Source organism: Streptacidiphilus pinicola, assembly GCF_003258295.1.
Lineage (GTDB): Bacteria > Actinomycetota > Actinomycetes > Streptomycetales > Streptomycetaceae > Streptacidiphilus > Streptacidiphilus pinicola.
Window position 1 is genome coordinate 23,889 of the sequence record NZ_QKYN01000087.1, and the last position, 13,377, is coordinate 37,265.

13 protein-coding genes are annotated in these 13,377 nt (G+C 72.8%); 2 read left to right on the forward strand and 11 right to left on the reverse strand.

What is annotated here, in order from left to right; translation table 11 throughout:
- Positions 1 to 19: 19 nt before the first annotated feature.
- A complete protein-coding gene (locus DN069_RS22255; RefSeq protein WP_111503503.1) occupies positions 20 to 946 on the reverse strand; it encodes an alpha/beta fold hydrolase in 927 nt (308 codons plus the stop codon).
- 144 nt (positions 947 to 1,090) lie between these two features.
- Between DN069_RS22255 and DN069_RS22260 the strand changes: the two genes are divergently transcribed.
- The gene (locus DN069_RS22260; protein WP_111503505.1) at positions 1,091 to 2,596 is read left to right on the forward strand and encodes a long-chain-fatty-acid--CoA ligase; all 1,506 of its coding nucleotides are present in this window, start codon (positions 1,091 to 1,093) and stop codon (positions 2,594 to 2,596) included.
- Between the two features lie 57 nt (positions 2,597 to 2,653).
- Here DN069_RS22260 and DN069_RS22265 read toward each other — a convergent pair whose 3' ends face one another.
- Positions 2,654 to 3,859 (reverse strand): cytochrome P450, encoded by a 1,206-nt coding sequence (locus tag DN069_RS22265; RefSeq protein WP_111503507.1) that lies wholly within the window; start codon positions 3,857 to 3,859, stop codon positions 2,654 to 2,656.
- Complete coding sequence (locus DN069_RS22270; protein ID WP_207892229.1) at positions 3,849 to 4,577, reverse strand: cyclodityrosine synthase; 729 nt, start codon at positions 4,575 to 4,577, stop codon at positions 3,849 to 3,851. Before DN069_RS22270 ends, DN069_RS22265 begins: the two co-directional genes overlap by 11 nt.
- A 171-nt stretch (positions 4,578 to 4,748) precedes the next feature.
- Between DN069_RS22270 and DN069_RS22275 the strand changes: the two genes are divergently transcribed.
- A complete protein-coding gene (locus DN069_RS22275; protein ID WP_111503567.1) occupies positions 4,749 to 5,501 on the forward strand; it encodes a GntR family transcriptional regulator in 753 nt (250 codons plus the stop codon).
- Here the strand turns inward: DN069_RS22275 and DN069_RS22280 are convergent, their stop codons facing one another.
- The 8 genes from DN069_RS22280 to DN069_RS22315 form a co-directional block, all read right to left on the reverse strand.
- Positions 5,502 to 6,368: an NAD(P)H-binding protein gene (locus DN069_RS22280; protein WP_111503511.1), complete on the reverse strand. Its 867-nt coding sequence runs from the start codon at positions 6,366 to 6,368 to the stop codon at positions 5,502 to 5,504.
- 128 nt (positions 6,369 to 6,496) lie between these two features.
- On the reverse strand, positions 6,497 to 7,423 hold the full coding sequence (locus DN069_RS22285) for a hypothetical protein (protein WP_111503513.1): 927 nt from the start codon (positions 7,421 to 7,423) through the stop codon (positions 6,497 to 6,499).
- Between the two features lie 233 nt (positions 7,424 to 7,656).
- Entirely contained in the window at positions 7,657 to 8,217 is a 561-nt protein-coding gene (locus tag DN069_RS41775) for a phosphonate degradation HD-domain oxygenase (protein ID WP_111503515.1), read from the reverse strand.
- Entirely contained in the window at positions 8,211 to 9,284 is a 1,074-nt protein-coding gene (tmpA, locus tag DN069_RS22295) for a 2-trimethylaminoethylphosphonate dioxygenase (RefSeq protein WP_111503517.1), read from the reverse strand. The genes DN069_RS41775 and tmpA overlap by 7 nt, the downstream gene beginning before the upstream one ends.
- A gap of 246 nt (positions 9,285 to 9,530) precedes the next feature.
- On the reverse strand, positions 9,531 to 9,842 hold the full coding sequence (locus DN069_RS22300) for an L-rhamnose mutarotase (protein WP_111503519.1): 312 nt from the start codon (positions 9,840 to 9,842) through the stop codon (positions 9,531 to 9,533).
- The gene (locus tag DN069_RS22305; RefSeq protein ID WP_111503521.1) at positions 9,839 to 10,861 is read right to left on the reverse strand and encodes an aldo/keto reductase; all 1,023 of its coding nucleotides are present in this window, start codon (positions 10,859 to 10,861) and stop codon (positions 9,839 to 9,841) included. The genes DN069_RS22300 and DN069_RS22305 overlap by 4 nt, the downstream gene beginning before the upstream one ends.
- A gap of 2 nt (positions 10,862 to 10,863) precedes the next feature.
- Entirely contained in the window at positions 10,864 to 11,634 is a 771-nt protein-coding gene (locus tag DN069_RS22310; protein ID WP_111503523.1) for an SDR family NAD(P)-dependent oxidoreductase, read from the reverse strand.
- The gene (locus tag DN069_RS22315) at positions 11,631 to 12,965 is read right to left on the reverse strand and encodes an enolase C-terminal domain-like protein (RefSeq protein ID WP_111503525.1); all 1,335 of its coding nucleotides are present in this window, start codon (positions 12,963 to 12,965) and stop codon (positions 11,631 to 11,633) included. Before DN069_RS22315 ends, DN069_RS22310 begins: the two co-directional genes overlap by 4 nt.
- Positions 12,966 to 13,377: the final 412 nt, after the last annotated feature.

Below are 13,377 nucleotides of genomic sequence, written 5' to 3' on the forward strand. Positions count from 1 at the left end.
CTCGTCAGGGGGTGGCTCGTCAGAGGGTGCCGAGGAAGTCCAGCAGCGCCGCGTTGATCTCGTCGGGGCACTGCTGCTGGATCCAGTGGCCGGCGCCGTCGAGCACGAGGTGCCCGCGCTGGTCGGTGAGGACGCGGTCGAGGCGGTCGGTGGCGCTGAACCTGCCGACCGGGTCCTTGGAGCCGATCGCGAAGAAGGAGGGCTGGTCGACGGTGCGGCCGTCCAGCGGCTCCATCAGCTGCCAATTGCGGTCGATGTTGCGGTAGTAGTTGAGCCCGCCGGTGAACCCGGTCGCCTCGAACGTCTCGACGTAGAGCGCGAGTTCGTCCTCGGTCAGCCAGCCGTAGCGCGGCTCGGCGGGTTCGCCGCCCGCCGCCCAGGCGGCCGTGGGCGCCTGGCGGCTGAGCAGCGTCCGCCGCACGTCCGCGCGCAGCGCGGTCTCGGGCTCGGGGGTCTGGAACCAGTTGATGTAGAAGTCCTCGCCCATGCGCGAGCGCAGGATCCCCAGCGGCGGCACCGGCGCGCGGGGCGCGGGCGGGACGCTGAGCCCGGCGACGGCGCGGACCCGGTCCGGGTGCAGCAGGGCCATGTGCCAGACCACGACCGCGCCCCAGTCGTGGCCGACGAAGACGGCGTCCGCGAGGCCGAGCGCGTCCAGCAGCCCGGCCAGGTCGGCGCAGAGAGTGACGATGTCGTACGCGACGGGGTCGGCGGGCCGGGAGCTACCGCCGTAACCGCGCAGGTCGGGGACGATCACGTGGTGGCCGGCCTCGGCCAGCGGGGTGATCTGGTGGCGCCAGGAGAACGCCAGCTCGGGGAAGCCGTGGCAGAGCACGACGGGCGTGCCCTCGCCGGCCTCGTAGGTACGGAGCTCGATGCCGTTGGTGGCGACCTGGCGCGGGACCAGCTTCTCCCACGCGGCGAGTGCGGTGCTGTCGGTGGCCATGGCACCGAGGCTAGTCAAACTTGACGTCGGATTCAAGAACTTGCCGAGGTGGCCGTCCGGCGTATTGAACTCGACTTCTGATTCATCTATACCGGGGGTCAGCCGCACCGGATCCGCGATGAAGCAAGCTCCGGAAGGAGACCCATGTCGAATGCCGCGCAGCCCGTCTGGGACCACGCCGCCTCCGCCCCCGACCGCACCGCCCTCCTTGGAACCGCAGGTCAGCGCTGGTCCTACGCCGCGCTGCGGGACCGCGCCGCCGCCGTCGCCACCCGTCTGCGGGCGGCCGGGGTCGGGGCCGGGGACCGGGTGCTGCTGATCGCCCCCTCGGTGCCGGAGTTCGTCGGGGCCTACTACGGCGTGCTGTCGATCGGGGCCGTCGCGGTCACCGCCAACACCATGGCGACCACGCCGGAGCTGGAGTACATCGGCTCGGACGCCGGGATCTCGCTGGTGCTCGGCTGGCACGCGGTCGCCCCCGCCCCGGCCGCCGCCGCGGAGGCCGTCGGCGTCCCGTACTGGCCGCTGCACGCGGAGCTGGCGGGCCTGGCGACGCCGATCGCGACGCCGGAGACCCCGCTCGACATCGCCGCCGACGAGACCGCGGCCATCCTCTACACCTCGGGCCCCACCGGCCGTCCCAAGGGCGCCATGCTCACCCACGGCAACCTGCACGCCTGCGCGTCGATCTACCAGCGGATCCACCGCCTCGGCCCCGAGGACCGCGCCGGGACCGCGCTGCCGCTCTTCCACGTCTACGGCCAGGCCTGCATCCTCGCCACCACGATGCGCGTCGGCGCCTCGCTCTCGCTGCTCCCCCGCTTCGACCCGCGCGAGATGCTGGCACTGATCCGCGACCACCGGCTCACCACCACCGCCGGCGTGCCGACGATGTGGAACGCGCTGCTGCACGCGTCCGACGACGCCGACCCCGCCGACTTCGCCTCGCTGCGCCTCGCCTCCTCCGGCGGCGCCTCGCTGCCGGGCGAGGTCAAGCGGACCTTCGAGGAGCGGTTCGGCTGCACCATCCTGGAGGGCTACGGCCTGACCGAGACCACGGGCTCGGCCACGGTGCAGGTGGCCGGGCGCGCGTCGGTCGGCTCGGTCGGGGCCGCGATCCCGGGCTGCGAGGTCGAGATCCGGGCGCTGGACGGTGCGGCCGTCGCCGCCGGCGAGATCGGCGAGGTCCACGTGCGCGGGCCCGTGGTGATGAAGGGCTACTGGGGCCGTCCCGAGGCCACCGCCGAGGTGCTGCACGACGGTTGGCTCGCCACCGGCGACCTGGGCCGGATCGACGAGGCCGGGGAGCTGTACATCGTCGACCGCAAGAAGGAGCTGGTGATCCGCGGCGGCTACAACGTCTACCCGCGGGAGGTCGAGGAGGTCCTCTACGAGCACCCCGACGTCGTCGAGGCGGCCGTCGTCGGGGTGCCGCACTACCACTACGGCGAGGAGGTCGCCGCCGCCGTCGCGCTGCGCCCCGGCGCCACGCCCGACGCGGCGGCGCTGCGCGCCTGGGCCAAGGAGCGGCTCTCCGCCTACAAGGTGCCGCATCTGGTGGCCTTCGTCGACACGCTCCCCAAGGGCGCGACCGGCAAGATCCTCAAGCGCGCCATCGACCGCTCCCTCTTCGACGGCGTGGGCGAGTGACCGTGCCGCTCCGGGCGGGGCCTGCCTGCCCGGAGCGGCACGGTCAGCCGTGCTGGGCTACCACATGACGGGCAGCCGCTCCGGCAGGCGCTTCATGTAGCCGGTGCGCCAGACCAGTTGCTCGATCGGCACGGCCAGCTCCAGCTCCGGCATCCGCTCCAGCACGGTGGTGACGGCGATCTCCGCGTGCTTGCGGCCGAGCGCCGTCGCCGGGCAGTAGTGCTGCCCGCCGCCGAAGGAGAGGTGGGCGGAGCTGTTGTCGCGGGCCGGGTCGATCGTCAGCGGGTCCGGGAAGGCGTCCGGGTCGTGGTTGGCGCCCTCCACCAGGACCAGCACCAGCTCGCCGGCGCGAACCAGGACGTCACCCAACTGCACGTCCTCCAGGGCGAGTCGGGGCAGCCCGTCGCCGATGGAGAGGTTGACGCGCAGCAGTTCCTCCACCGCCGCAGGGACCAGCTCCGGCTCGGCGCGCAGGCGGGCACGCAGCTCCGGGTTCTGAAGCAGCGTCACGAACGCCATGCTGAGGAAGCCCGCTGTGGAGACCACACCGGCGCCGAACATGGTGACGCCCACGGTGGCGAGCATCTCGTCGGTCAGGTGGTCGTACTCCCGGTCCAGCCGCAGGGCCGCGAGCTCCGCCATCAGACCCGTGGTCGCCGGGTCGTCCAGCCGCTCCGTCATGTAGGAGATGTCGCGGTCCCAGTTGAGCTTGGCGCCCGCGATCGGGCAGGCCGAGTTCATGAACGCGATGTCCAGGCTGGCCGCCAGCTTCGGCGCGTCCGCCAGCGGAATGCCGAGGATCCGGCAGTGCATGGCCTCCGAGTACGGGTTGGCGAAGCCGTGCCGCAGATCGGCGGGCGCGCCCGCCGCCAGCAGGCCGTCGACCAGGGTCGCGGCCTGCTCGCGCATCCACGCCTCCAGGCCGGGGGCCTTGGGGTTGATCGCCTTGAGCACCGCCTTGCGCAGGCCGGCCCCGGTGATGTTGCCCATGTTGTTGACGACCTCCGGCGGGATCGTCAGCGCGTACTGGCGCGGCACGCCCGGGGCGGAGGTGTCCTTCAGGCTGAACCGGCGGTCCTCCAGCACCTGCTTGCACAGCGCGTGCGAGGACACCAGCCAGGCCGGGTCCCCCGCGATGGTCCGCACCCGCTTGACGGGCTCCGCGCGCAGCTCCTCGATCTCGTCGGGCAGGCGGTCGCCGCGCCAGGAGAACGGGAAGGCGGGCAGGTCCGCCGGCTCGATCGGCAGTGTCTCAAGCGACATTCTGGTGTCCCCCTTCGGCGGCCGGCGTGACGATCGCGTGGCCCTGGTTGCGTGAGGCGCGCAGGCCCGAGCCGCGCGAGTAGAGCAGCTCCGCGAGCGGCAGCAGCTGGTGGTAGCAGTTGAGCGAGGACGGCACGTCGAGGATCGCCGGGCTGTCCAGGAAGAGCGGCGCCTCCGCGCAGATGTAGCGCAGACACACCTCACGCTGCAGCGACGTGGCGGCACTGCCGTCCGCCAGCACCTTGGCGGAGAGGAACACCCCCACCAACTCGTCGATGACGGACCGCAGTTCGGCGTCGGTCTCCAGCCGCTGCCAGAGCTCGTCGTGGAGTTGGCGGTAGGCGGCGTTGGCCAGGAAGTCCGACATCGCATGGGACCGGATCCGTCCCGTGCCGTCGTCGGTCTCCTCGACGGCGGTGCGCACCTTGGCGCGCACGCCGCGCAGGTTCTTGACGGCCTTGCGCCGGGCGTCGTCCGCGCCGTAGCCGAGCGCCTCGTACATTTCGGCCACGTACAGGTCGGTGTGGACGAGGTCGACGCGCTCGAAGTTCTCCGCGCCCCAGCGGGCGAGATCCAGCAGGCGCTGCTGGGAGAAGTAACTGTTGCCCGGCGAGACCCCGATCACCGCGTGATCGCCCTCGGCCTGGATCAGGGCGCAGTGGGCCGTATAGGGCCTGACTTGGAATAAGGTCTCGGTCGCTGTTTGCAAGATCTGCAAGAGAGGGAGGGTCCTTTGCGCCGCTAGTCCCGTGGAGCCTCGTGCTCCAGGTGTGGCGGCGACACGCAGTCAAACTTCCCACACGCTCCGCTGTCAACGCCCGTCCCGTGAGGTGAGATCCGCATCCGAACCACATGGCATGGGAGGATCGGCGACGTGGCGGATGCGCAGGTGAACAGGCAGAAGGCGGCACGTTACCGGGAGCTGGCGGCAGCATTGCGGGAGGATGTCCAGAGCGGCGTCTACGGCGAGGGCGGCCGCCTGCCGAGCGAGGAGGCGCTGGCCGCCTCCCACGGCGTCTCGCGCGGCACCGTCCGTCAGGCGCTGGCACTGCTGCGCGCCGAGGGCGTGGTCACCTCCCGGCGCGGCACCCGCCGCGTCGTGCTGGAACAGCCGCGCGTGCAGAGCTTCGCGGAGCTGTCCAGCTTCACGCGCTGGGCGCGCTCGCTCGGCGAGGAGCCGGGCGGCTCCGTCCTCGACCTGCACTGGCGCGCGGCCGACGCGATCGAGGCGGACCGGCTGCGCCTGGCTCCGGGCACCCGGGTCCTGTGGGTGCTGCGGCTGCGCACGCTGGGCGGCGAGCCGGTGATGGTCGAACGGACCGTCTATCCGGAGCCGGTTGGCGCGTTGGTGGCGGCGATGCCGGCGGACACCGTCTCGGTCACCGAGCTGCTGGAGGCCCGGGGCGTGGTCCTGGCCGACGCCGACCACACCGTCGACCTCGCCTTGGCCGACGCCGACGACGCCCGCCTTCTGGACTGCGCCCCGGCCGCTCCCCTGCTGCGCGAACGCCGCCGCACCAGCGACCCCACCGGCCTCCCGGTCGAGTGGTCGGAGGATCGCTACCGCGCGGGCACGGTGGCCTTCACCGTCCACAACTCCCTCGCCACGACGGCGCTGGCGCGCACGCGCAGCGAGGGTTAGTCAGGCGGTCTGCGGGCGGAAGACGGCAGCGTGGTCGTCGGCCCAGGTGGCGAAGGGCAGCGCCGGACGGCCGAGCAGGCGGTGGACGGTGTCGGTGGTGGGACCCGGGTGGTCGACACAGGTGCGCTGGTAGCCGAGGGCGCGGTCGGGGGCGTCGGCGGGCACGCCCTGGGCGAGCATCGCCCGGCGGACGGCCTCCGGGGTGACCTCCACGAAGTCGAGCGGCACGCCCACGGCCTCGCCGATGATCCGAACCCGGTCGCGCTGGGTCAGCGGCGCGGGGCCGGTGAGCGCGTGGGCGGCGCCCGCGTCCTCCGGGTGAGCACCCGTCAGCGCCCGTACGGCGACGGCGGCGACGTCGCGTTCGTGGATCGGCGAGGTGGTCGCCTCCGGATAGGCGCCGCGCACCACTCCCGTGGCCCGGATCTGCGGGGCCCAGGCGAGGCTGTTGGCCGCGAAGTCGGCGCAGCGCAGGAAGGTCCAGGGCAGCCCGGAACCGGCCGCGGCCTGCTCGACGGCGCGGAACCCGGCGGCGAAGCGCTCGTAGCCGCCGCCGTACTCGACGGTCACCGCGGAGATCACCACCACCCGCTTCGCTCCGTGCCGCGCGGCGAGCTCCAGCAGCTCGCCCGTGGCCTCCCCGACAGCGCGCGGGCTGATCAACACGGCTTCCAAGCCACCGAGTTCAGCCAACCCCTCGGCGAGCGAGGCCGGCCGGGACGGATCACCCCCGACCAGCCGGACACCCTCGGGGAGCCCGGCACTCTCCCGACTGCGGGTGACGGCAGCGACCGGCTGCCCGGCCTCGTGGAGCAGTTGGACTGCCACCCGCCCGATCGTGCCGGTGGCTCCGGTGATGACGAACATGACGCACTCCCTCGCGACGTGCGGATCCAGACGTACATTACGAGAACCGTATCATATGGATCCCGTAATACATCTCCTGCGAAGGCACTCCTCCGGGCCCGCCAAGCCCCTCGACACGCGAGGCAGTCTCAGCGGCCGGGCGCGCCGCCGTCGGTGAGCGGGAGCTTCGAGAGGACGGCGGCCGGAATGCCCGCGGCGGATTCGCCCCCGAACAGAAGCGGGAACAGGACGAGCACGACGAGACCGGCCGGAATCGGCCACTTGAACCGGACTCCGGCCCACAACACCGCGCCGACCACGGCAGCGCCCACGACCAGTCGCAGGATCCCGATGACCGCGGATGCGTCCCGGGCGGGCGTCAGTCCCTTGAGGTATTTCTTCGGCAGGAGCGCCCCCGTGCGTCCCTCGGTGTGATTCACCCCTATGGAGACCAGCAGCACGGCGAGTTTGCGCACGGCGCTCTCCGGGTCCGAGTCGAGACCCGCTGCCGCCCGCCGCAGAGCGGCGACAACCAGTCGAGCGTGCTCGGCCAGGCCCCGATGACGGAAAGAACTCCAGCGCACGGTGCCCCGCCTCCGGTGGGCGCGCAGGACCTCCCGCTCGACGTACCTGAGCCGCTCGTCGATCGCCCGCAGCTTCGCCGGCTGATCCTTCGTGCGAGCGGCGCGGAACTCGGCGCATGCGACCACGGCGCCGACCGTGGCCCGGGTCAGCCCGTAGCGGTACTGATAACTACGCCCTGGAGCCGCCCAGTTGAACAGCCGGAAGCCCTGAATGGTGCCCACCACCGCCGCCACGTTCAGGCTGACTCGGGCGACGTGTTCCGACATCGCGAACCCGAAACCCAGTAGATGACGCGTGTCGCCCAGGATCGAATACAGGACAACGGCAAGCAGGAATGTACGCCTGGCTGCCCAGTCAGCGGCAAGCCCGAAGTGGAACATCCATGTGCCGACCCTCAGGGCTCCAGGCGCCTTGTCCATCCCGAGCACCGGCAGCGCCCGTTCCAGCGTCCGCATCTGCTCCGCCACGGGCCCCGAGGCGTGCTCCTCCATCCGTCGCCGGGTACGCCGGCGGACCATCGCCGCACAGTGGCGAATCGCCGTACCCGCGCGCTTGCGCTGCATTGGCCCCCCTGGGCGCTCGAGGATTTACCAGAGCATGCCACAGTGGACCATCTCCCTTGTCTCTCCGAGGCTTTGACCTCGGAGGTTCGTGGTGTGCGCCGCAGTGATCGCCGCGGCGGGAGGGGGCGGCCGCCGTGGGGCCGTGGCCGCAGTGAGCGTGCTCAGCCGCCCGCGAGCTGCGTCAGCATCCCCCGGTAGTGGTCGAAGCCCGGCACCGCCGCGCTCGCGTCCTTCGCCGCGTCGTCCCAGCGGCGCAGGCGGACGGCGTCGGCCGCGTGCGGGTCGGCCGCGAAGGCGGCGGACCCGGCCGGGTTCATCGGGCCGCCCTGGAGGGAGAGGGTGTGGACGGAGGCCGGGGACAGGAGGGCGAAGTAGGACGGCTCGGTCGCGCAGAGGTAGCGCTTCGCGGCGACGTGGAGGCGGATGGGCTCGGTGACGGCCGGGCCGAACCAGGGGGCGAGCCACTCCGCGCCCTGGTGGCTGTGGCGGTTGTCGCGGGCGCCGGACATCAGCTCGCGCCCGTGGACCGCGCCGCGGAAGTGGCCGACGTCGTGGAGGAGCGCGGCGGCGACCAGCGCCGGCGGGGCGTCCTCGGCGGCGGCGAGCGCGGCGGCCTGGAGCATGTGCTCGGCCTGGGTGACGTCCTCGCCGAGGTAGTCCTCGGCGCCCTCGCCCTCGAAGAGGGCGGCCAGGGTGTCCACGACCTGGTACGGCGTCAGCATGCCTGCGCCTCCTTGCGGCGCAGCACGGCGACCGTGCTGAACAGGCCGTCCAGGTCGGCGTAGCAGCCCTGGAGGTGCCGCGCGCCGCCGCGCGCGAAGGCGGTGCGGGCGTGGAACAGGCGGGTGTTGTCGAAGATCAGGCAGTCGCCCGGCGCCAGCCGGAAGTCCAGCTGCCGATCCGGTTCGAGCAGCAGCCGCGCGAACGCGCGGTAGCCGGCGTAGAAGGCCTCGGTCTGCGTGGCCGGGAGGCGGAGCGTGCCGAGCCCGCGGTTGTTGAACCGCACCTCGCGGATGCGGCCCGCCGGGTCGGTGCCGATCAGCGGGCGGTGCGCGCTCAGCTCGGTGACGTCGTCACGGAAGACGAACGGCACCACCGTGCCGGTCAGCGCCGCGAAGGCGTCGGCGTCCCGCTCGCGCAGCGCCGCAGCGGCCGCGAAGCCGTCGACCAGGCCGGAGTCGCCGCCCTCGGCGTCGTTGACCAGGCAGTGCAGCAGCTGCAGCGTCGGGACCGGGTCGCGGTAGGGGTTGTCGGTGTGCGGGGTGATCGCGACGTTGGTGAAGGCGAGGTTGTTCGGCCGCTCCTCCTCGCGGACCTCGAACTGCGCGCCGTAGTTGGTCTCGCGCACGTAGCCGAAGCTGCGCGCCACCTCCCGCGACTGGCCGTCGCGCACCGGCACGTCCCGCAGCAGGCAGAAGCCGAGCCGGGCGACGGCCTCCAGCATGCGCAGCCGCTCGGCGTCGTCGGCGAGGTACGCGTCCCAGGACGCCTCGGGCAGGCCCTCGGCCAGGGACGCGGCGCTCCCCCACAGGTCCTTGGCGTCCTCGGTGCGCGGGTCCGGCTCGGCGGGGCGGCCGAGCCACTCGGCCGAGTAGCGGGAGACGTGGCCGTCGGGCGCCCAGACGACCTCCCAGCCCTCGACGCCGTCCAGCTCGCGGACGGTCCCGAGAGCGAGTGACTCCGGCAGGTCGGTGATCTGGTGGAGCTTCTGGCCGGTCAGCGGATCACGGCAGTCCGGACAGGCGCAGTTGTCCCGCAGCCACAGGGCGGGGACGTCGGCAGGCAGCATGGGCCCTCCTCGGGTCGGCCAAGTTGTATAGCCAACTTTGCCTCGGCGCCGACGGCCACAGCAAGGAACGGCCGAGTGAACGACAGGCCAAGCCGTGGCGAAGCGCACGGCTGCTCAGAGCCCGCAGACCCGCACCGCGTTGCCGCCCGCCCAGCCCGTCGCGTAGTCGACGGCCAGCCGGTCTCCTCGGGCACGCGGACCGTCTACACCAGCACCGTCGCGTCCGCTCCGGCCGGTGCGAGGGACTCACAGCTGCCACACCACCGGCAGACCGGCGTCCGCGCCGTCGGTGGAGTAGTCGTGGACGACGTCGAGCAGCTCCGCCATCCGGGCCTGCCAGGCGGCGTTGACGGGCAGCTTCTCCAACTCGGCCAGGAGGCGCGGGTAGTCCTCGACCTCCAGCAGGTGGAACAGCTCGGTGCCGCTGCGCCAGATCGTCCACTCGCTCGCGCCCGCGGCGCGGATCGCGGCGGTGAGCTCCGCCGGGACCTCGCGGTGGGCCTGCTCGTACGCCTCGATCCGGTCCGCACGGACGCGGGTGTGCAGGGCGACTCTCAACTCGGCTCCTTCGCTTGCTCGTCGGGCTGGTCCGAGGTGGGCACGGGCACGTCCGGCGGCAGCAGGCCCTCCGCGCGCAGCGCGGCCCACAGCGCGGCGGGCACCGGGGTGCGCAGCAGCGCCGCCGCGTCCCCGATCTCGGCCGCGCTGCGCGCCCCCACCAGCACGCCCGCGACGGCCGGGTGCCCGAACGGGAAGCGCAGTGCGGCCGCCCGCAGCGGAACGCCCGCCGCCTCGCAGACGGCCCGCATGCGCAGGGCCCGGTCCAGCAGTTCCGGTGCGGCGGGCGCGTAGTCGAAGGTCGCACCGGGCCTCGGGTCGGCCAGCAGGCCGGAGTTGAAGACCCCGCCCGCCACGACGGAGACCCCGCGCCGCGCCGCCTCGGGCAGCAGGCCGGCCAGGCCGGACTGGTCCAGCAGGGAGTAGCGCCCGGCGAGCAGCACGACGTCCACGTCGGTGTCGCGGACGAAACGCTCCAGCATCGCGGCCTGGTTCATGCCCGCGCCGATCGCCCCGACCAGGCCCTCGGCGCGCATCCGCTCCAGCTCCGGATAGGCGGCGTCGAAGGCCTCGCGCTCGTGGTCGTCGGGGTCGTGCAGGTAGACGATGTCGACGTGGTCGAGCCCGAGCCGGGTCAGGCTCGCCTCCAGGCTCGCGCGGACGCCGTGCGCGCTGAAGTCCCAGACGCGCTCGTGCGTGCGCGGCACGGCGAAGCCGTCCGAGAGGTCGTCGCCACTCGTCTCGGGCAGCGCCCGCAGCAGGCGGCCGACCTTGGTCGACACCGCGAACTCCGCCCGCGGCCGCCCGCTCAGGGCGTCCCCGAGCCGCCGCTCGGACAGCCCGAGCCCGTAGTGCGGCGCGGTATCGAAGTGCCGCACTCCCGCGCCCCAGGCCGCGTCGACGGCCTCCCGCGCCTGCACGTCGCCGACTTCGGCGAACAGATTCCCGAGCGGCGCCGCCCCGAACCCGAGCGCACTGACCTGCACTCGACTGCGCCCGATCCGTCGCCCCTGCGGCATTGTCAGCTCCCCGACGGGCGCAGGCGCAAGCCGGCCATGCCGCCGTCGACGGCGAGGGCGGTGCCGGTGGTGGAGCCGGACGTGGGGGAGGCGAGGTAGGCGATCGCGCCCGCGATCTCGTCTGCGGAGACCAGGCGGCCGTGCGGCTGGCGCGCCGCGAGCGCGGCGCGCTCGGCGGCCGGGTCGGGGGCGGCGTCGAGCAGGCGGCCGACCCACGGGGTGTCCGCGGTGCCGGGGTTGACGCAGTTGACCCGGATGCCCTCACGGACGTGGTCCGCGGCCATGGCCAGGGTCAGCGAGAGCACCGCGCCCTTGCTGGCGGAGTAGAGCGCGCGCTGCGGCAGCCCGGCGGTCGCGGCGACGGAGCAGGTGTTGACGATGGCCGCGTGCGCGGAGCGCCGCAGGTGGGGCAGGGCCGCGCGGGTCACCCGCGCCACGCCGACGACGTTGATGTCGAGCACCCGGTGCCACTGGGCGTCGTCGTTGTCCTCGACCGTCCCGGCCGCGCCGATGCCGGCGTTGTTGACCAGGATGTCCAGGCCGCCGAGCGTCTCCGCCGCTGCCGCGACCGCCGCGCGGACGGAGTCGTCGTCGCCGACGTCCGCGGTGAAGCCGTGCAGCGGCTTGGGCAGTTCGGCCACGGCGAGGTCGAGCACGGCCACCTCGGCGCCGCGCTCGGCGAGCAGACGGGCGGCGGCAAGGCCGATCCCGGACGCACCGCCGGTGACGAGGGCGCGCAGGCCCGCGAACTCTCCCCTGGTGGTCTCGCTCATACACGCGCTCCTGACGGCAGGTCGGCGGCCCAGAAGCCGCCGGACGGATAGGTGTAGGCGGCGATGGAATCCCCACGCATCTGCGCGGAGAAACCCGGCGCGGTCGGCGCGAGGTACCGGCCGTCGCGGATCACGGTGGGCGCGAGGAAGTGCTCGTGCAGGTGGTCGACGTACTCGATCACCCGGTCCTCGTACGTCCCCGACAGTGCCACGTAGTCGAACATGGACAGGTGCTGCACCAGTTCGCACAGCCCGACGCCGCCCGCGTGCGGGCAGACGGGCACGCCGAACTTGGCGGCGAGCAGCAGGATCGCGAGGTTCTCGTTGACGCCGCCGACCCGGGCCGCGTCCAGCTGCAGCACGTCGATGGCGCGGGCCTGCAGCAGCTGCTTGAAGACGATGCGGTTCTGCACGTGCTCGCCGGTGGCGACCTTGACCGGCGCGACCGCGACGCGCACGGCGGCGTGACCGAGGACGTCGTCGGGGCTGGTGGGTTCCTCGATCCAGTACGGATCGAACTCGGCCAGCGCCTTGGTCCAGCTGACCGCCTCGGCGACGTCCCAGCGCTGGTTGGCGTCGAGCGCGATCCGGACGTCCGGGCCCACGGCGGCGCGGGCGGCGCGACAGCGGCGGATGTCGTCGGCGAGGTCCGCGCCGACCTTCAGCTTGATCTGGGTGAAGCCGCCGGCGACGGCCTCGCGGGCGAGCCGGGCCAGCTTCTCGTCGCTGTAGCCGAGCCAGCCGGGCGAGGTGGTGTAGCCGGGGTAGCCGCGGGCGATCAGGTCCGCGGCGCGTTCGCCGCGCCCCTCGCGGGCCCGGGCCAGCAGTGACAACGCCTCCTGCGGGGTCAGCGCGTCGGAGAGGTAGCGGAAGTCGACCTGGGCGACCAGCCACGCGGGATCCGCCTCGGCGAGCAGCCGCCACAGCGGCAGGCCGGCGCGCTTGGCCGCCAGGTCCCACACGGCGTTGACGACGGCGCCGACGGCCATGTGCATCACGCCCTTCTCCGGCCCGAGCCAGCGCAGCTGGCTGTCACCGACCAGCGCCCGGTTCAGCGAACCGGGGTCGTCGCAGACCTCGGCGACGGAGCGTCCGACCACGTGTGCGCGCAGCGCCTCGATCGCGGCCACCTGCACGTCGTTGCCGCGGCCGATGGTGAAGGCGAAGCCGTGGCCCTCCAGCCCGTCACCGGCGTCGGTGCGCAGCACCAGGTAGGCGGCGGAGTAGTCGGGGTCGGGGTTCATCGCGTCCGAGCCGTCCAGCGAACGGGAGGTCGGAAAGCGGATGTCGTAGGTGTCGAGGGCGGTGATCCGCGGGGTGGGGCTTGGCATGCCGGCGCCTCTCAGGCCTCGGACGAACGGAAGACCTGGCACGGGCGGAAGGTCCGGCCTTCGTCATCGGACACGGCGGGCGGTTCGGCCCCGGGCGTCCCCAGTCGCAGCAGTCTCATGCGATGCGGTCCTCTCCTGAGCACACGTCGGACGTGTGAGTGGCGGCGAACGGACCATAAGCGCGCCGGGCCGAGGGCGACAAGTAGTCATCGGATGTCACCTGAGCACACGTCATCTGAGAGATCTTCAACTTCCCAGTTCAGAGCGATGATGGCTGATCTGAAACACGGCAGGGTTCCTCACTTGGGCCGAATTCATCCGACGAGACATCTTGTCTCCGGCCCCGGGCAGTCGTAACGTCCTGGCCGCCGGACAGCAATCCGATGAATCACCGGCGGTCCCCTCAACCCCC